The organism is Pseudomonas rustica (assembly GCF_049959085.1).
In the GTDB taxonomy this organism is placed as follows: Bacteria; Pseudomonadota; Gammaproteobacteria; order Pseudomonadales; family Pseudomonadaceae; genus Aquipseudomonas; species Aquipseudomonas rustica.
In genome coordinates, this window is the sequence record NZ_CP188200.1 from 3,734,884 (window position 1) to 3,752,039 (window position 17,156).

Consider the following 17,156-nt stretch of genomic DNA (forward strand, 5'->3'; position numbering starts at 1 on the left):
CGGTGTCAGACCAGATTTTTGTGTTCGACAAAAATCCCCTGTAGGAGCTGCCGCAGGCTGCGATCTTTTGATCTTTATTCCGGCAACTCAACCAACCCATCAACATCGGTCATCGCCCGCTCCAGCAGATCCGCCGGCAAGCTCTTGCTCGCTCGCGCCCCGAGCAGTTTGAGCTGCTCACTGCGGCTGACCAGATTGCCGCGTCCTTCTGTCAGTTTGTTGCGCGCGGAGCTGTAGGCTTTGTCCAGTTGTTGCAGACGATTGCCGACCTCGTCCAGATCCTGAATAAACAGCACGAACTTGTCGTACAGCCAACCGGCGCGCTCGGCGATTTCCCGGGCGTTCTGACTCTGGCGCTCCTGCTTCCACAGACTGTCGATGACCCGCAATGTCGCCAATAAGGTAGTTGGGCTGACGATCACGATGTTGCGGTCGAACGCCTCTTGAAACAGCGACGGCTCAGCCTGCAACGCCGCCGAAAACGCCGCTTCGATCGGCACGAACAGCAAAACAAAATCGAGACTGTGCAGGCCTTCCAGACGCTTGTAATCCTTGCCGGCCAGACCTTTGACGTGATTGCGCAGGGACAGTACGTGCTGCTTGATCGCGATCTGGCCGAGGGTGTCGTCTTCGGCGGCGACGTATTGCTGATACGCGGTCAGACTGACTTTCGAGTCGACCACCACCTGCTTGTCGCCCGGCAGATAAATCACCACGTCGGGCTGGAAACGCTCGCCGTCCGGGCCCTTCAAATTGACCTGTGTCTGATACTCGCGGCCCTTCTCCAGACCGGCGTGTTCGAGCACGCGTTCGAGAATCAGCTCGCCCCAATTGCCTTGGGTTTTCTGGCCCTTGAGGGCACGAGTCAGGTTGGTCGCTTCGTCGCTCAGGCGCAGGTTGAGCGCCTGCAAACGCTCCAGCTCCTTGGCCAGCGAAAAGCGCTCGCGGGCTTCAGCCTGATAGCTTTCTTCCACACGTTTTTCGAAGGATTGGATGCGTTCTTTCAGCGGATCGAGCAACTGGCCGAGGCGCTGTTGGCTGGTTTCGGCGAAACGCTGCTCGCGCTCATCGAAGATCTTGCCGGCCAGTTCGGCGAACTGCGCGCGCAGCTCATCACGCGAGCCTTGCAGGTCGCTGAGGCGTTGCTGATGGCTTTCCTGTTGCTCACGCAGCTCGGCGTTCAACGAAGCGGCTTGCGCGTCGAGACGGCGCAGCTCGGCTTCTTTGCTGGCACGTTCGATGTTCCAGGCGTGGGACGCATCGCGGGCGTCGTCGCGCTCGATCTGCAGCAACTCGACTTCACGGCGCAGGGCCGCCAGTTCAGCCTGTTTCGCGGCGTTGGCCTGGCCCAGATCAGCGACTTCATCGCGGCTCGCCTCAAGCTGAGCGTTGAGGCCGTCCTGCGCCAGTTGCGCCATGGCCAGCCGCTCTTCGAGCAGGGCCACGTCGGCTTGGCCGTTGCTCGCCCGGCGCTGCAGTTGCCAGGCCAGCGCCAGCAATGGCAACCCCGCTGCCGCGAGACCGAGCAATACGCTGGTCAAGTCCATCGCCATAGAGATTCCTGCCCATCCAATAAAGCCTGAAGGTTAACCAAGGTGTCAGGTCTTGGACAGCTCAGTCTTCGATGAGACCGAGTTCCTGCTGCGCACGCCGGTCGCCGGCACGGGCAGCTGAACGCAGCAGATCCTGGCCAATGCGGCGGTCGCGGGCGTTACCGCACTCGCGGCACATCAATTGGCCAAGACGGCTTTGCGCAGCGACCACGCCTTCCCGCGCAGGCTGCTTGAGCAGGCGACCGGCAAGGTGTTTGGCGTTGTGGCTGTCGCTCAGGCGCGGGCTGTCGAGCAGCCATTCGGCGACGCGCACAGAAAATCGCTTGGGCGGGGTAACACGAGGGGGTTCTGAGGTAACAGAGTCTGATACTGAGCGAAACTTCATAAAGCACTGTGGGACAGATCGGAAGGCGCGCCACTCTACTCTCTTTTTCTTACAGGTAAAGTCCGAAAAAAACCCGGCACGCCCGTGCTAGAGCAAGCGCTCGGGACAATCCACAGAAGCTGTGGATAACTCAGTGGACAACCGCCCTTGAACCCTCGCAAACCCTTGTGAAATGGGGCTCGCAGTCAAACTGACGATTTTTTCACCAACAAAAAAAACCGATGTTTTTCATTGACTTAAACTTTCGATGCAGGCAGCCATCGGGGTCAGGATTGATGTGACAGTGCTGTGACAGTCCGCGCAACTAATGTGCACAAGTACCTGTTACCCGGTTATAGGGGTGCGCTTTTTCGGGTCATTTTTCACCATTGCTTGGGGATAAGGCTGTCTGGCGCGGCGCTTGATGAAAATTGTTTCACCGACCGACGGTCTTAATGTGGGCCAATACGGGGCGATTCGCCGGATCGACAAGCAGAATCCATAGCGCCCTGCAATCTTTTTCAGCATTGGGTTTGCTTTGTACTTTTCGATCCGTTAGTATCCGCGGCGTTAGTACCAAGCTGAAAGTCAATTCCGGTCGAACACATCCCCACGGTCAACCTTCTACCAAGAAGCCAATCGCCGAAAAAAGCGGGAGCGACCCCTCGATGGTTTCCAGGTAAATCTTGCGACAACACAGCCTTTGAATGATGCAAAGGGTGTTGCGAAGGCCACTTACTCTGACCGAACCAACCTGCAAATTGATCAGGATCTTCACCCCGGGCCCAGAACCTTTGCCCTTGATGTGTTGCCTGCCCTCCTAAGTACCTACCTGCCAGCCCAAGCGCGCCAACTTATCAGCGCTTCAAACTGGCTGCTTTGTTCCAGTCGGGTTCTTCGTTCGACCAATGGTGGTCGTCGTCACTGGAACGTTTTAACGTTGCACGGTTCTTATCCGTGTCATTTGTAGGAACACCTAATAACTATGTCTACTCAAATCCATACTCAGGATGCCATTCGCACCCTAACCAACGCTTTTGCTCCGATGAACTGCCTGATCATGGCCGCTCGCAAAGGCTGCTTCAGCTTCACACTGGTCAACGAACACGGTATCGCCCGCCACAGCGAGCGTCTTTACCCCGATCAGTACTCCAGCGCTGAACCGCTGCAGGCCGTGATCGATCGTACCCGTCAGGCACTGGTTGCCTGAAAGCCGAAAAGGCTGCAAAAGCAAAAGCCCCGCACAAAATGCGGGGCTTTTTATTGCCCGATGTTTCGCTTTTACCCTTCAGCGGCTAAGCACCATCGGATATAACGAATATTCCGCGCAGCCGGAAATATTTTAAAAACAGGCCTTTACGTCGCGAATATGACACTACACTTCAACTCAAGCGGCGTGATCCGCTTGCGGCGAGCCTGAACCGATCCACTGCTGCCAAGCCCCCCTTCAGGACTCGCCATTAATAACAAGAACCGAGGGATTTATGGGTATCGCTGCCAGCGAACTGTGCCGCTATGTGATCCGTCCTACGTTGATCTACCTGGGACGCCACTGCGCAACTGCCGAAGCCCTGTTGCTGGGCATCGCCGCCAGCCAGTCAGCCCTGGGTTCTGCCCTGCATGACCGCCGTGGCCACGGCCTCTATCGCATTGCCGAGCATCGCCACCAAGCCCTTTGGGACGATTACCTGGCACTCGATCCGGAGCGCGCGAGCCTGGTTCGCGGCCTCGCCAGTCAACACGCTTTTCTCAGCGGCCCACACCTGGAATTGACCGTTAATCTGCGTTACGCCACCGCCATCGCCTGGCTGCTGGTAGAAGAACAAAACCCCACCCTCCCCGACCCGGCTGATTTGCTCGGAATGGCGCGTATCTGGCGTCAGACGTTTCAGCCCCAGGGTCGTCTGCGCGATTTCACCTACGCCTGGCAGACCTGTGTTTCACCGATGAATCAGGTCGCTTGTTGACCCACCAGTTTCTCAAGATCGCACAACGGGTCGCGAATTTGGTCGGATTGTCCTACAAAACCGCTCTAACTCAAGGCATACGGACTATAGCGCCCGGACGAAAATGTTGGTAATTTTCGCCCCGGTGATCACCAGGAGTTCTAATAATGAAAAAAGTAATGCTCAAAACCACCCTTAGCCTCGCCGTTACCATGGCATCCACCCAGATTTTCGCAGCTGGCTTTGCCATCAACGAACACAGCATCAGCGGGATGGGGACTGGGTACGCCGGGCGATCTTCTTCTGCCGACGACGCAAGCACTGTTTATGGTAACCCTGCCGGCATGTCGCGCCTCACGCGCGAACAAGTCACTGGCGGTGTCGCATTCCTCGACGCAAAAACCGATATCAGCGACGCCAGCTCCAGCCCTAACGGCGGCAGCAACAAAGGCGACATGGTGCCCTTCACCTCCGTACCTATGGGCTTCTACGTCAAACCAATCGATGATCATTGGGCATTCGGCCTCGGCGTTTACGTGCCGTTCGGTCTGGTAACCGATTACGAAAACGGCTTTGCCGGCCGTTACTTCGGCAGCAAGTCCGAAGTACAAGTCATCACCTTCCAGCCAACCGTGAGCTACAAGTTCAACGACGTCGTGTCGATCGGTTTCGGTCCGACCATCAACCGTATCGACGGCACCCTGGAATCGAACCTGTCGATCACTCAGGCGGCGCCGGACGGCAAGGTCAAGATCAAGGGTGACGACACCGCACTGGGCTACAACATCGGCGTTCTGGTTCAAGCTACCGACACTACGCGTCTGGGCATGACCTACCACTCGAAAGTCGACTACAAGCTCGAAGGCAACACCAAGGTCAACTACGGTGTGCTCGGTCTGATCGGCGCGAACCCGAACCAGAAGTACGACGCTTCGCTGAAGATCACTACGCCTGAATCCCTGGACTTCTCGGTGACCCAGGCGATCAACGATCAGTGGAATGTCTACGCCGGTTCAACCTTCACCCGCTGGAGCCAGCTGAAGAAAATCACCGTCGAGAACTCGGGCGTGCAGCCTGCACTGGCCGGTCAGTTCGGTGAAATCACCGAAGACCAGAACTGGCATGATTCCTGGGCTTACGCCGTGGGTACTTCGTACCAGTTGAACAAGGAATGGGTACTGCGTACCGGTCTGACCTTCGACCAGTCGCCGACCAACAACGTCGACCGTTCGCCACGTATTCCGACTGGCGACCGCACGATCTTCAGCATCGGTGCTGGCTGGAGCCCGACCGAAGACCTGACCATCGACGTGGCTTACTCGTACCTGAAAGAAGAGTCGATCAAGATCCGCAACGAAAACGATCGTGGCCAGACCTACGACGCCAAGTATGAAAACTCGGCAAACGGTTTCGGTGTTGGCGCGACTTATCGCTTCTGATGCTGCCGGGCGGGGCTAACCCCTCGCCCACTGAAAAGCCCCGCTCTCTTTACAGAAAGCGGGGCTTTTTTGTGCCTGCGATCTAACCCCTGTAGGAGCTGCGGCACGCTGCGATCTTTTGACCTTGAAGATCAAAAGATCGCAGCGTGCCGCAGCTCCTACAGGATTCGGGCGAACCCGTTGCAGGAATTCATGTGTCAGGGTTTCAGGGGTTTCGAGGCGATGGCTTTTTCGATCGCTGCAATAAACTCCGGATCATCGGGTTTGGTCAGGCTAGAGAAATTGGCGATCACCTTGCCCTGCCGATCAACCACATATTTATAGAAATTCCACTTCGGCGCGCTGCTCTGCGCAGCCAATACCTGGAACATATGCGTAGCGTCATCGCCACGGACTTTCTGTGGTTCGGTCATGGCGAACGTCACGCCGTAGTTGGCGTAGCAGACCTTGGCGGTCTCAGCGCTGTCCTTGGACTCTTGTTTGAAGTCATTGGACGGCACGCCGAGCATTTCCAGCCCCTGCCCTTCATAGCGTTTGTGCAGCGCCTCAAGGCCTTCGAACTGCGGCGCGAAACCGCAGAAACTGGCGGTGTTGACCACCACCAGCGGTTTGTCCGCGTATTGTTTGCACAGGTCGATGGAATCCTTGGCGCGCAATTTGGGCAGCGAGCCTTGCAGCAATTCGGGACAGTCAGCGGCCTGGGCCACGCCAGTCAACGCCATCAGCAACGCGGGAACAGCACACCAGCGCATCAGCATGTCGTACATCCTTGAGAAGTCGTCAGACTTCGACGTTACTCGCCACGCCTGCTTCTAGCAAATGCTCATGCCCAGTTGCATCAACGCCAGACCGCCCTGATGCCAGCCCCACCACACCAGCGCCAACAATGCGGCGCCGAGTGCGGCAAAGAGGATACGCGGCCAGAATCGGCTCATGCGGCGCCTGCTGCGGCTTGCAAGCGGGCCACCGGACGCTCGCGCACCGGCCAGTTCAGTGCGGCCGCCAACAGACTCAACAGAATCGCCACTTGCCAGATCAAGTCATAACTCCCGGTTCGGTCATACACCACCCCGCCCAGCCAGCCGCCGAGGAACGAGCCGAGCTGATGGAACAGGAACACGATGCCGCCGAGCATGGACAGATTACGCACACCAAACAAGGTCGCCACCGTACCGTTGGTCAACGGCACCGTCGACAGCCACAAGAAGCCCATGGCCATGCCGAACAGATACGCTGAGGTGGTCGTCACCGGCAGCCACAGAAACAGCACGATCACCACCGCGCGCAACAGATACAACGCCGTGAGCAAACGCGGTTTTGACATGCGCCCGCCAAGCCAACCAGCCGTGTAAGTGCCGAAGATATTGAACAGCCCGATCAGCGCCAACACCGTAGTACCGACGCTGGCCGGCAGATGCTGATCGACCAGATACGCCGGCAGATGCACGCCGATAAACACCACCTGAAAACCACAGACGAAAAAACCGAACGCTAGCAACCAGAAACCCGAATGCGAACAGGCTTCACGCAAGGCTTCGGATAGGGTTTGCTCATGGCCGAGCACCGGCAGCGGTTTGTCCTTGAGCATGCTCACCAGCGGCACAATCAGCGCCACCAGCAGGCCCAACACCAGCAGCGCCGCCGACCAGCCGAGCCAGCCGATCAGCCCGAGGGTACCGGGCAACATCGCGAACTGGCCGAACGAACCGGCAGCACTGGCGATGCCCATGCCCATGCTGCGTTTCTCTGGCGGCACTGCACGACCGACGACGCCGAGGATTACCGAAAACGAGGTACCGGACAGGCCGATGCCGATCAGCAAACCAGCGCTCAGCGACAGCGTCACCGCCGAATCCGACAAGCCCATGCAGATCAGGCCCACGGCGTAGAGCACGCCGCCGACCAGCACCACTTTCGCCGCGCCGAAACGGTCAGCCAGCGCGCCGGTAAATGGCTGCGCCAGACCCCAGATCAGGTTCTGCAAAGCGATGGCGAAGGCGAATACCTCGCGGCCCCAGCCGAACTGCGCGCTCATCGGCGACAGAAACAGACCGAAGCCGTGCCGCACGCCCAATGACAACGCAAGAATCAGCGCACTGCCGACCAACACCCAACCGCACGTACGCCACATCGATGTCATTATTATTCTCCAGTCGCGGGTATATACCCGCTTGAGATCGGAAAAACCGGCCGTTACGCCAGTTCATCCAGCAATTTGAGCAAGGTTTCACGCTTCTCGGCACCCAGTCGATCGATCAATCGCTGCTGCGCCGCCTCCCAGGCCGGCAGTGCATCTGCCAGACGTTGCGCACCGATTTCCGTCAGCCGGACGATGCGGTTACGCATGTCTTCGCCCTCGGCCAGCGCCACCAGGCCTTCACCTTCGAGCACGCGCAGATTGCGCCCGAGGGTGCTGCGATCCAGCCCCATGGCTTCGGCGAGTTCCGAGATGCTCGGTTGATCGAGACGTTGCAGGTTGCACAGCAAAGAATACTGCGCAACGTTGATCCCGAAGCCGTCGAGAGCGCCGTCGTAATGCCTGCTGACGCCACGCGCGGCGCGACGCAGGTTGGTGCACAAACACTGAGAGGTAAGCATGATGCGTGTATATACCCGCGACTGTGTTAAATCAAGTTACAGATGAGTTTACCCTGAACATTTGTGGTGCATGTGAGGCCGCCTTCGCGAGCAAGCTCGCTCCCACAGGGGATTGCATTTCAAAATGTGGGAGCGAGCCTGCTCGCGAAGACGTCGGCATCAACAATAGAGACCTCTCAGGCCAAAACCAAGCCTACCAAAACCCCCATCTCCAGCAGTTCCAACAACGCCCCCGCCGTATCGCCCGTCGTCCCGCCCAACCTCCGCATCATCACCCGTCGCAGCCAGACAACCACCCCGACAGAAATCACCACCGCAACAACGGCGCTGAACCCGGCAAACAGCACACAGACCAACGCACTGAAGCCCAGCACCCACCACCCGGCCCGACGCGGTAAATGATCTGCCAATGCCTGCCCCAACCCACCCGCACGCACATACGGCGTGGTCAGAAACAACCCCAGCAGCGCCGCCCGCCCAAGCACCGGCACGATGATCAACACCAGCCCTTGCCCTTGCTCGATCAACGCCAGCAACGCGGCAAACTTGAGCAGCAACACCAGCACCAGCGTGACCACGGCAATCGGCCCGCTGCGCGGATCTTTCATGATCGTCAGCGTGCGTTCGCGATCACCAAACCCGCCGAGCCAGGCATCCGCGCTGTCAGCCAGACCATCAAGGTGCAACGCGCCGCTGAGCAACACCCAAACCGTCAGCAGCAACGCCGCATGCAGCAACAACGGCGCCCCCGCCAATGCCAAATTCAGCGCCCACAGGATCACACCAAACAACAATCCCACCAGCGGATAAAACAGCAGCGAACGCCCAAGCTGTTCCGGCTCAGGCATCCCCGGCAGACGAATCGGCAGGCTGCTGAGAAATTGCAGGGCGATCCACAGCGGCAACATGTCAGTGACCTTCCTTGAGTAAACCGTCGGCCTCGACCGTCAGCGCAAACAATGCGCCGTGCCCTACTTCAACATTGAGCAATTGCTCACGCGGCAAACCTCGCGCCCGCGCCAACAATAAACGCATGACGCCACCGTGGCTGATCAGCAAAATTCGCTCACCGGCATATGCGCTGTGCAGCCGAGCCACTGCTGCCAACACTCGCGTGGAAAAGTCGCTGACCGGCTCACCCTGTGGTGGCGTGAATGAATACGGATCGGCCCAAAACAGGCCCAACGCATCAGCATCCGTCTCCATCAACGCCGCCGCGCTCTGCCCTTCCCATGCGCCGAAATGCAGCTCCTGGAGATCTTTGTCGAGCTGCACCGGCAGATTCAACTGCTCACCCAACTCAGCGGCAAACCGCGCGCAACGCTGCAACGGCGAGCTGACCAAACGATCCCAAGGCCCGCCCTCGATCACCGCCGCACGCATCTGCGTCCAGCCTTTTTCGGTCAGCGCATCATCAAGACTGCCGCGCAAGCCGCCACCCAGTTCGGTTTCACCGTGACGCAGCAGATCAAGGCGCAAGGTCATGCCGGGCGATCCGCCACCGCCGCTTCGGCGAACGTCGCCATCTGCCCGTGCAGATCGCAGGCCAGACGCAACAGGGGCACCGCCAGCGCTGCGCCACTGCCTTCGCCCAGACGCAGACCGAGTTCCAGCAACGGCTCGGCGCCGAGGGTTTCCAGCACATGACGATGGCCTGGTTCAGCACCGCGATGACCGAACAGCAGCCACTCGCGACACGCCGGATTCAGGCGTACCGCGACCAGCGCCGCGACCGTGCAGATAAAGCCGTCGACCAGCACCGCAACGCCTTCCTGCGCGCATGCCAGATACGCACCGACCAGCGCCGCGATTTCGAAACCGCCAAGATTGAACAGCGTCTGCAACGCATCTCCGCGCTGGGCTGCGTGCAACGCCAGTGCGCGTTCGATCACTTGGGCTTTATGGCTGACACCTTCGGCATTAAGCCCGGTGCCGGGGCCCGTCAGGTGCACCACCGGGCAATCGAGCAAAGCACAGGCCAGCGCGCTGGCGGCCGTGGTGTTGCCGATGCCCATTTCGCCGCCGATGAACAACTGCGCGCCGGCCGCTCTCGCTCGCAGCACGCTGTCACGACCAGCCTGCAGCGCGAGTTCGCCTTGGGCTTGGGTCATCGCCGCGCCCTGAACGAAATTTGCCGTGCCGGGGCCGATATTCAAGTGACGCACACCCGCCAGGTTCAGCGCGGGATTAACGGTGCCCAGATCGACCACTTCCAGCTGCGCGCCGAGCTGCCGCGCCAGCACGCTGATCGCCGCGCCGCCACTGACGAAGTTGAGCAGCATCTGCCCGGTGACTTCCTGCGGGAACGCCGAAACCCCTTCAGCCACCACGCCGTGGTCGCCGGCAAAAATCGCGATCCAGATCTGCTCCAGTGTCGGTTTGACCTGGCCTTGCAGACCGGCCAGTTGCACCGCCACCGCTTCCAGCTGCCCCAGCGAACCGGCCGGTTTGGTCAGTTGCTGTTGGCGCGCGGCGGCTTGCTCAACGATATCGGCGTTCACCGGTTTGCACGGGTTCAGCCACCAGGTGTGGGTCATAGCGCAGATCCTTTCAGAGTCAGGGGCAGGCCGGCGACGGTCAGGACAACACGCTGACAGCGCTCAGCCAGAGCTTGATGCAGCCAACCGGCTTCATCGACGTAGCGGCGAGTCAATTCGCCCAGCGGCACGACACCCATTCCGGTCTCGTTGCTGACAAAAATGATTTCCCCCGGCAGCGTGGCCAGGCAGTTGAGCAAGGCTTCGCGTTCGGCGGCGAGGCGTTCGGCGTCGTCGAGCATCAGCAGGTTGGTCAGCCACAGGGTCAGGCAATCGACCAGCAGGCAACGCTCGGCGCTGGCGGATTCGCGCAGGACGCGGGCCAGTTCGAGGGGCTCTTCGATGAGCGCCCATTCGGCTGGGCGACGGGCGCGGTGGTGGGCAACGCGGTCGTTCATTTCGCCATCGAGCGGTTGGCTGGTGGCGATGTAGGTGACCGCAAGATTACTTTCGCTGGCGAGTTTTTCCGCCAGACGGCTTTTGCCGGAGCGGGCGCCGCCGAGGATTAGTTGGAGCATGGGTTTATCCAGAGAATGTGTGGTGGGACAACTGGCCTCATCGCGGGCAAGCCTTGCTCCTACAGGGATTGCATCGCCCTTGTAGGAGCAAGGCTTGCCCGCGAAGAGGCCAGCACAGGCAGCTCAAATCCCACAGAGCTGACGCAACAGATTGGTATCCAAATGCTGCTCGACCAAATCCGCCAAGCGCTCGATATCGCGCTCGCGCAAGCCGTGGTAATCCACTTCCTGCACATCGCTCAACCCGGCCCAACGCAGCAACGCCGCACTCGCCGCCGGTGATTCGAACAAGCCATGCAGATATGTGCCAAACACCTGCCCATCAACGCTCTGCGCACCATCGCAACGCCCATCATCCAGATGCACCGCGGCATTCTCCAGCGCCGCCCCGGTCGTCACCCCAGCATGAATTTCATAGCCACTGACTTCGGCATTTTCCAACGCCAAACGCCCACGCACATTGCGCAATTGCTTCTCGGCTTCAAGCGTCGTTGCAAACGCCAGCAAACTTAGACCCGCACTCGAACCGGGCGCGCCTTCCAAGCCGAGCGGATCATGCACCTGCTCACCGAGCATCTGCAGGCCGCCACAAATCCCCAGCACTTTGCCGCCGTAGCGCAAATGCCGACTGATCGCCGTGTCCCAGCCATTGGCGCGCAAATACGCCAGATCACTGCGCACGCTTTTCGAGCCCGGCAGGATGATCAGATCGGCCGCAGGAATCGCCTGCCCTGGCCCGACAAATTGCAGATCGACCTGCGGATGCAAACGCAGCGGATCAAAATCGGTGTGGTTACTGATGCGCGGCAGCACCGGCACCAGCACTTTCAGCACTTGTTCGGCCTTGTCGGTCTGGCGCTGATCGATACCGTCCTCGGCTTCCAGATGCAGATCCATCACGTACGGCAACACGCCCACCACCGGTTTGCCGGTGCGCTCCTCCAGCCAATCAAGGCCCGGTTGCAGCAAGGCGATGTCGCCGCGAAAACGGTTGATGATGAAGCCTTTGACCCGCGCCTGTTCACTCGGCGAAAGCAGTTCCAGTGTGCCGACCAGATGGGCGAAAACCCCGCCACGATTGATGTCGGCAATCAGCAGCACCGGGCAATCCACCGCCTCGGCGAAGCCCATGTTGGCGATGTCGCCGGCACGCAGATTGATCTCGGCCGGCGAGCCCGCGCCCTCAACCATCACCAGTGGATACGCGGCGCTGAGTCGCTCGTGAGAAGCCAAAACCGCTTTCATCGCGATGGCTTTGTAGTCGTGATAGGCCACGGCGTTCATCGACGTGACCGCGCGACCATGAATGATCACTTGCGCGCCGGTGTCGCTGTTCGGTTTGAGCAGCACCGGGTTCATGTCGGTGTGCGGTTCGAGGAACGCCGCTTGCGCCTGCACCGCTTGCGCACGACCGATCTCGCCACCGTCCGCCGTCACGGCGCTGTTGAGCGCCATGTTCTGCGGTTTGAACGGCACAACCGCGACGCCTTGACGCGTCGCCCAGCGGCACAGCGCCGTCACCAGCGTGCTTTTGCCGGCGTCGGAAGTGGTGCCCTGCACCATCAGGGTGGTCATGGTTTGTCCTTGGTAAAAGCGATGAAAGCCTGTTCGAGACGCGCTTCTTCGGCTGCGTCGGCAGGCAAGCCGAAACGCAGACTGCTGTTGTGCGTGAAGAGGCGCAGAAGAATGCCGCGTCGGGCCATGAATTCGTACAGCGTTTGCGCTTGATCAGTGATCAGCCACTGAAACAAGGCGCAGCCGCCCTGCGGTTTGAAGCCGTAGCGTGCGAGCAGCGCTGCCAGCCGTTCGCTCGCTTCATCGCTGCGAATCCGTTGGCGTTTGTGATTTTCAGTGTCTTGCAGACAGGCTTGACCGAGCACCCGCGTCGGCCCGCTGACGACCCACGGCCCGACCTGTTCGGCGAGCAAACGGAGCAATTTGCGCTCGGCCAATACAAAGCCCAAACGTACACCGGCCAAGCCGAAAAACTTGCCGAACGAACGCAACACGATCAGTCCGACCTGATGCGCGTGCGCCGCCAGGCTCAACTGCGGCGTGTTGTCCATGAACGCTTCATCGACCACCAGCCAGCCGCCGCGCTGCGCCAGTCGCGCATGCCAGTCGAGCAATCGCGCTGGAGTCAGGCTCAGGCCGGTTGGATTGTTCGGGTTGACCACCACCAGCACGTCGAGGTTGTCCAGATAGAACTCGACTTCCTGCTCCTGCACTTCGCGCACGATGTAACCGTTGCGGCGCCAGGCTTCAGCGTGTTCGGCATAGCACGGCGACAGCACGCCAACCTTGCCGGCGCGACGCAAACGCGGCAGCAACTGGATGGCCATCTGCGAACCGGCCACCGGCAGTACCTGATTTGCTCCGTAGTAATCGCACGCCGCTTGTTCCAGACCGTCATCGGTTTCCGGCAAACGGGCCCAGGCACGCAAGGGGATTTCCGGGATCGGAAATGGCCACGGCGCGAGACCGCTGGACAGGTCGAGCCAGTCACCCTCGGCGATGCCGTAATCGAGTGCAGCCTTGCGCAGCCGGCCACCGTGCTCAAGCATAGAATTCAGCCCCCACGCAGAGAATCAGCAACCATAACCATACCCCGCGCTGCACCAATTGCCAGCCACGGTCGATGGAATCGGCGTCGGCGGGAGCGCCTTCGCCCAGTTGCGGACGCTCGTGCAGTTCGCCGTGGTAAATCGCCGGGCCGCCCAACTCCACGCCCAGTGCACCGGCGCCTGCGGCCATCACCGGGCCGGCGTTGGGGCTGTCCCACTTCGGTGCCTGTGTGCGCCAGCATTTCAATGCCAGTCGGGTTTTGCCGAGCAACGCGTAGGTCAATGCCACCAGACGCGCAGGAATGTAGTTCAACACGTCGTCGATTTTTGCCGCCGCCCAGCCGAAGCGTTCGAAACGTTCGTTGCGATAACCCCACATCGCGTCGAGCGTGTTGCTCAAGCGATAGAGCACCACGCCGGGCGCACCGGCCACGACAAACCAGAACAGTGCGGCGAACACCGCGTCGCTGCCGTTTTCCAGCACCGACTCAGTGGCGGCACGGGCGACCGCAGTGCTATCAAGTTCATCGGTCTGCCGGCTGACCAGATAGCCGACACGCTTGCGTGCTTCGTCCAGATCATCCGCACGCAACGCCGCAGCGACCGGGGCGACATGCTCGCCGAGGCTGCGCATGCCGAGGGCGCAATACAGCGCGAGAATCTCGACGATCCAACCGACATAAGGCGCCCAGGAAAACGCCGTCGCCAGCAGTGTCAGCGGCAGCACGGCGATCACCCACGCGGTGACGCCATGACTGCGCCAGCCGCGCCCTTCACCGTTGAAACGTTGCTCGATGCGCCCGGCGAAATTGCCAAACGCCACCAGCGGATGCCAGCGTTTCGGTTCACCGAGCAGCGCATCCAGCGCCACCGCGGCGACACTCAACAACGCCACACTCATTGACTCACTCCCCAATAATTTTCATACAGCAACTCATTCAGCGGCCGCGCCTGCGCCCACCCTTCGAGTACCAGCATCGGCGCCGGATAGAATTCCTTGACCGGGCCCAGACACAAAACCGCCAGCGGCTTGGCCCCTGCCGGCAGTTTCAACAACTCCGCCAGCGCTTGCGGTTCGAACAGCGAGACCCAGCCCATGCCCAAGCCTTCTGCGCGCGAGGCCAGCCACAGATTCTGAATCGCGCAGGACAACGAGGCCATGTCCATTTCCGGCAGCGTGCGGCGACCGAAGATGTGTTTTTCGCGATCATCCATCAGCGCCGCGACCAGCACTTCGGCGCAGTCGTTGATGCCTTCGACTTTGAGCTTCATGAACTCGTCGCTGCGCTCGCCGAGGGCTTCGGCGGTGCGGATGCGTTCTTCTTCGACGAGGTGCTGGATTTGGCTGCGCAGGGTTCGGTCGCTGATGCGGATGAAGCGCCAGGGCTGCATCAGGCCGACGCTTGGGGCCTGGTGGGCGGCTTCCAGAAGTCGGCGCAGCAGATCAGGTTCGACGCTGCCGCCGGTGAAATGGCGCATGTCGCGGCGTTCGGCTATTGCCCGATACACCGCTTCGCGTTCCGCCTCTGAAAATGCGTTGTCTGTCATGGCCCTTTCGCGAGCAGGCTCGCTCCCACAGGGGATCCGGTTTCTTCAGGCAATGCATCAGCTAGCCTGCCACCATCCTCAGGAGATTGAATTTCTTCAGGAAGCACATTGGCCACTGTGGGAGCGAGCCTGCTCGCGAAGGCGCCCTCAGGATCAGGCAGAAAAAGTGCAGCGACAGCCACAGGATTCGACGGAAAATAAAAGTGCACATAAGAAGCCGTCATCCGCCCCTCACGATAAACCGCCTCAGCCCCTCGCCCTCCATTGGGGCTCAACCCCCGGGCAATCGGCGTCAGCTTAGTCGTGGTCAACGAGTGATGATACGTGTGCCCACGCAACGCCCCTTCCGGCAGATCCACCGCTTGCAACGCCAACGCCGCCAGACGCTTTTGCATCACCGCATCGCCCTTGAGCAACCCGACCAGCTCAGCGCGAGTGCCTTCAACATCCGTCAACGAATCGAGCAAATACAACATCCCGCCACACTCAGCCAGCAACGGCTTCCCCGCCGCATGATGCGCACGGATCGCCGCAACCATCGCGGTGTTCTGCGACAGCGCGACGTGATGCAATTCCGGATAACCACCGGGCAAATACAGACTGTCCGCCTCAGGCAATTGCGTATCGCGGATCGGCGAGAAGAAGCTCAACTCGGCGCCCATCGCACGCAATAGATCCAGACTCGCGCCATAAGTAAAGGCGAACGCCTCATCACGGGCGACAGCAATGCGCACATTTTTCAGCAACGGCTCGACAGCAATCACGTCAGGCGCGGCAAATTCCACGGCCGGTGGCAGCGCTACCTCGCAACTACTGGCGAGCGCTTCGGCGGCGGCGTCGAGACGCACATCGAGGTCATTCAATTCGCTGGCCTGCACCAGACCAAGATGCCGGCTCGGCAGTTCGATACCGGTCTCGCGCGACAACGCGCCGTACCAACGCAAACCTTCAGTGAGACTGCCTTCGAGCAACTGCGCATGGCGCAAGGTGCCGACGCGGTTGGCCAGCACGCCAGCAAACGGCAGATCCGGCTGATACTTGGCCAAGCCCAGCGCCAACGCACCAAAGGTCTGCGCCATCGCGGTGCCGTCGATCACGCCGAGCACCGGCACACCAAAATGCCGCGCCAGATCAGCGCTGGAGGGCGTGCCATCGAACAGCCCCATCACGCCTTCGATCAAAATCAGATCCGCCTCGGCGGCGGCTTCCCACAACAGCCGACGACTTTCCTGCTCGCCGACCATCCACATATCAAGCTGATACACCGGCGCACCGCTGGCGCGTTCGAGGATCATCGGGTCGAGAAAGTCCGGGCCGCATTTGAACACGCGCACCTTGCGCCCCTGATTGCGATGCAAACGGGCGAGCGCGGCGGTGACGGTGGTCTTGCCCTGACCGGAGGCCGGCGCGGCGATAAGTACCGCCGGGCAGTGACGTGGTTGATTCAAAGTTCGACGCCTTTCTGCGCTTTGATGCCGGCCTGGAAGGCGTGTTTGAGCATGCCCATTTCGGTGACCGTGTCGCCCATTTCGATCATTTCCGGCTTGGCCGCACGACCGGTGACAATCACGTGCTGCATCGGCGGACGTGCCTGCAAATCGCTGAGCACCTGATCGAGATCGAGGTAGCCGTGCTTGAGGGCGATGTTTAACTCATCGAGCACCACCAGACCGATCGACGGATCGCGCAGCAGTTCGCGGGACACGGCCCACGCAGCTTCGGCAGCGGCGATGTCGCGCTGACGATCCTGGGTTTCCCAGGTGAAGCCCTCGCCCATCACGTGGAAGCGAACTTGTTCGGGGAAGCGGCGGAAAAACAACTCTTCACCGGTACTGTTGCGGCCCTTGATGAACTGCACCACGCCGCACTGCATGCCGTGGCCCATGGCGCGGGCGAGCATGCCGAACGCCGAACTGCTTTTGCCTTTGCCATTGCCGGTCAGCACCAGCACCAGGCCGCACTCGTCGGGAGAGTTGGCGATGCGTTCGTCGATCACGGCTTTTTTGCGCTGCATACGCGCCAGATGGCGTTCGTCGCGCTCGGGGGAATCAGTCATGGGGGAGCTCTCCGTTGAGGCTGGATAACGGCG

At 60.4% G+C, this 17,156-nt stretch carries 19 protein-coding genes; 3 read left to right on the plus strand and 16 right to left on the minus strand.

What is annotated here, in order from left to right:
• Nucleotides 1-74 precede the first annotated feature (74 nt).
• Together rmuC and ACP3TY_RS16870 are read right to left on the minus strand one after the other, a co-directional pair.
• Nucleotides 75-1,439, minus strand: a complete 1,365-nt coding sequence (gene rmuC, locus ACP3TY_RS16865) for a DNA recombination protein RmuC (protein WP_178124210.1) — start codon at nt 1,437-1,439, stop codon at nt 75-77.
• 175 nt (nt 1,440-1,614) lie between these two features.
• Nucleotides 1,615-1,938, minus strand: a complete 324-nt coding sequence (locus ACP3TY_RS16870) for a hypothetical protein (RefSeq protein ID WP_082341407.1) — start codon at nt 1,936-1,938, stop codon at nt 1,615-1,617.
• A 964-nt stretch (nt 1,939-2,902) separates the two neighbouring features.
• Here ACP3TY_RS16870 and ACP3TY_RS16875 point away from each other — a divergent pair.
• From ACP3TY_RS16875 to ACP3TY_RS16885, 3 genes are all read left to right on the plus strand, one after another.
• A complete protein-coding gene (locus ACP3TY_RS16875; RefSeq protein WP_003214941.1) occupies nt 2,903-3,127 on the plus strand; it encodes a hypothetical protein in 225 nt (74 codons plus the stop codon).
• A gap of 274 nt (nt 3,128-3,401) precedes the next feature.
• Nucleotides 3,402-3,884: a hypothetical protein gene (locus tag ACP3TY_RS16880; protein WP_053118572.1), complete on the plus strand. Its 483-nt coding sequence runs from the start codon at nt 3,402-3,404 to the stop codon at nt 3,882-3,884.
• Nucleotides 3,885-4,030: 146 nt separating this feature from the next.
• Nucleotides 4,031-5,302, plus strand: coding sequence for an OmpP1/FadL family transporter (locus tag ACP3TY_RS16885; protein ID WP_426618026.1), 1,272 nt, complete (start codon nt 4,031-4,033; stop codon nt 5,300-5,302).
• Nucleotides 5,303-5,499: 197 nt separating this feature from the next.
• Here ACP3TY_RS16885 and ACP3TY_RS16890 read toward each other — a convergent pair whose 3' ends face one another.
• The 14 genes from ACP3TY_RS16890 to cobO form a co-directional block, all read right to left on the minus strand.
• The gene (locus ACP3TY_RS16890) at nt 5,500-6,060 is read right to left on the minus strand and encodes a glutathione peroxidase (protein WP_053118563.1); all 561 of its coding nucleotides are present in this window, start codon (nt 6,058-6,060) and stop codon (nt 5,500-5,502) included.
• 54 nt (nt 6,061-6,114) lie between these two features.
• Entirely contained in the window at nt 6,115-6,237 is a 123-nt protein-coding gene (locus ACP3TY_RS16895; protein ID WP_256218825.1) for a hypothetical protein, read from the minus strand.
• A complete protein-coding gene (locus ACP3TY_RS16900) occupies nt 6,234-7,442 on the minus strand; it encodes an MFS transporter (RefSeq protein WP_426618027.1) in 1,209 nt (402 codons plus the stop codon). Before ACP3TY_RS16900 ends, ACP3TY_RS16895 begins: the two co-directional genes overlap by 4 nt.
• Nucleotides 7,443-7,495: 53 nt before the next feature.
• The gene (locus tag ACP3TY_RS16905) at nt 7,496-7,900 is read right to left on the minus strand and encodes a MarR family winged helix-turn-helix transcriptional regulator (RefSeq protein ID WP_053118559.1); all 405 of its coding nucleotides are present in this window, start codon (nt 7,898-7,900) and stop codon (nt 7,496-7,498) included.
• Between the two features lie 176 nt (nt 7,901-8,076).
• Complete coding sequence (locus ACP3TY_RS16910; protein ID WP_426618028.1) at nt 8,077-8,808, minus strand: adenosylcobinamide-GDP ribazoletransferase; 732 nt, start codon at nt 8,806-8,808, stop codon at nt 8,077-8,079.
• A 1-nt stretch (nt 8,809) separates the two neighbouring features.
• Complete coding sequence (gene cobC, locus ACP3TY_RS16915; protein ID WP_426618029.1) at nt 8,810-9,385, minus strand: alpha-ribazole phosphatase family protein; 576 nt, start codon at nt 9,383-9,385, stop codon at nt 8,810-8,812.
• The gene (gene cobT / locus ACP3TY_RS16920; RefSeq protein ID WP_426618030.1) at nt 9,382-10,437 is read right to left on the minus strand and encodes a nicotinate-nucleotide--dimethylbenzimidazole phosphoribosyltransferase; all 1,056 of its coding nucleotides are present in this window, start codon (nt 10,435-10,437) and stop codon (nt 9,382-9,384) included. Before cobT ends, cobC begins: the two co-directional genes overlap by 4 nt.
• Nucleotides 10,434-10,955 (minus strand): bifunctional adenosylcobinamide kinase/adenosylcobinamide-phosphate guanylyltransferase, encoded by a 522-nt coding sequence (gene cobU, locus ACP3TY_RS16925; protein ID WP_426618031.1) that lies wholly within the window; start codon nt 10,953-10,955, stop codon nt 10,434-10,436. The genes cobT and cobU overlap by 4 nt, the downstream gene beginning before the upstream one ends.
• 123 nt (nt 10,956-11,078) lie before the next feature.
• Nucleotides 11,079-12,530 carry a cobyric acid synthase gene (locus tag ACP3TY_RS16930; protein ID WP_426618032.1) on the minus strand — a complete coding sequence of 484 codons (1,452 nt, stop codon included), beginning with the start codon at nt 12,528-12,530 and terminating at the stop codon, nt 11,079-11,081.
• Entirely contained in the window at nt 12,527-13,519 is a 993-nt protein-coding gene (gene cobD, locus ACP3TY_RS16935; RefSeq protein ID WP_426618033.1) for a threonine-phosphate decarboxylase CobD, read from the minus strand. The genes ACP3TY_RS16930 and cobD overlap by 4 nt, the downstream gene beginning before the upstream one ends.
• Nucleotides 13,512-14,420 carry an adenosylcobinamide-phosphate synthase CbiB gene (gene cbiB / locus ACP3TY_RS16940; RefSeq protein WP_426618034.1) on the minus strand — a complete coding sequence of 303 codons (909 nt, stop codon included), beginning with the start codon at nt 14,418-14,420 and terminating at the stop codon, nt 13,512-13,514. The genes cobD and cbiB overlap by 8 nt, the downstream gene beginning before the upstream one ends.
• Nucleotides 14,417-15,067 (minus strand): 5,6-dimethylbenzimidazole synthase, encoded by a 651-nt coding sequence (gene bluB, locus ACP3TY_RS16945; protein ID WP_426618035.1) that lies wholly within the window; start codon nt 15,065-15,067, stop codon nt 14,417-14,419. The genes cbiB and bluB overlap by 4 nt, the downstream gene beginning before the upstream one ends.
• Complete coding sequence (locus ACP3TY_RS16950; protein ID WP_426618036.1) at nt 15,064-16,515, minus strand: cobyrinate a,c-diamide synthase; 1,452 nt, start codon at nt 16,513-16,515, stop codon at nt 15,064-15,066. The genes bluB and ACP3TY_RS16950 overlap by 4 nt, the downstream gene beginning before the upstream one ends.
• Nucleotides 16,512-17,123, minus strand: a complete 612-nt coding sequence (gene cobO, locus ACP3TY_RS16955) for a cob(I)yrinic acid a,c-diamide adenosyltransferase (RefSeq protein ID WP_003223053.1) — start codon at nt 17,121-17,123, stop codon at nt 16,512-16,514. The genes ACP3TY_RS16950 and cobO overlap by 4 nt, the downstream gene beginning before the upstream one ends.
• Nucleotides 17,124-17,156 lie beyond the last annotated feature (33 nt).

Bases quoted from the DNA above. Each gene is read 5' to 3' on its own strand.
- ACP3TY_RS16870 (WP_082341407.1), bottom strand. From the start codon at position 1,938: ATGAAGTTTCGCTCAGTATCAGACTCTGTTACCTCAGAACCCCCTCGT.
- ACP3TY_RS16875 (WP_003214941.1), top strand. From the start codon at position 2,903: ATGTCTACTCAAATCCATACTCAGGATGCCATTCGCACCCTAACCAAC.
- ACP3TY_RS16880 (WP_053118572.1), top strand. From the start codon at position 3,402: ATGGGTATCGCTGCCAGCGAACTGTGCCGCTATGTGATCCGTCCTACG.
- ACP3TY_RS16885 (WP_426618026.1), top strand. From the start codon at position 4,031: ATGAAAAAAGTAATGCTCAAAACCACCCTTAGCCTCGCCGTTACCATG.
- ACP3TY_RS16890 (WP_053118563.1), bottom strand. From the start codon at position 6,060: ATGCTGATGCGCTGGTGTGCTGTTCCCGCGTTGCTGATGGCGTTGACT.
- ACP3TY_RS16895 (WP_256218825.1), bottom strand. From the start codon at position 6,237: ATGAGCCGATTCTGGCCGCGTATCCTCTTTGCCGCACTCGGCGCCGCA.
- ACP3TY_RS16900 (WP_426618027.1), bottom strand. From the start codon at position 7,442: ATGACATCGATGTGGCGTACGTGCGGTTGGGTGTTGGTCGGCAGTGCG.
- ACP3TY_RS16905 (WP_053118559.1), bottom strand. From the start codon at position 7,900: ATGCTTACCTCTCAGTGTTTGTGCACCAACCTGCGTCGCGCCGCGCGT.
- ACP3TY_RS16910 (WP_426618028.1), bottom strand. From the start codon at position 8,808: ATGTTGCCGCTGTGGATCGCCCTGCAATTTCTCAGCAGCCTGCCGATT.
- cobC (WP_426618029.1), bottom strand. From the start codon at position 9,385: ATGACCTTGCGCCTTGATCTGCTGCGTCACGGTGAAACCGAACTGGGT.
- cobT (WP_426618030.1), bottom strand. From the start codon at position 10,437: ATGACCCACACCTGGTGGCTGAACCCGTGCAAACCGGTGAACGCCGAT.
- cobU (WP_426618031.1), bottom strand. From the start codon at position 10,955: ATGCTCCAACTAATCCTCGGCGGCGCCCGCTCCGGCAAAAGCCGTCTG.
- ACP3TY_RS16930 (WP_426618032.1), bottom strand. From the start codon at position 12,530: ATGACCACCCTGATGGTGCAGGGCACCACTTCCGACGCCGGCAAAAGC.
- cobD (WP_426618033.1), bottom strand. From the start codon at position 13,519: ATGCTTGAGCACGGTGGCCGGCTGCGCAAGGCTGCACTCGATTACGGC.
- cbiB (WP_426618034.1), bottom strand. From the start codon at position 14,420: ATGAGTGTGGCGTTGTTGAGTGTCGCCGCGGTGGCGCTGGATGCGCTG.
- bluB (WP_426618035.1), bottom strand. From the start codon at position 15,067: ATGACAGACAACGCATTTTCAGAGGCGGAACGCGAAGCGGTGTATCGG.
- cobO (WP_003223053.1), bottom strand. From the start codon at position 17,123: ATGACTGATTCCCCCGAGCGCGACGAACGCCATCTGGCGCGTATGCAG.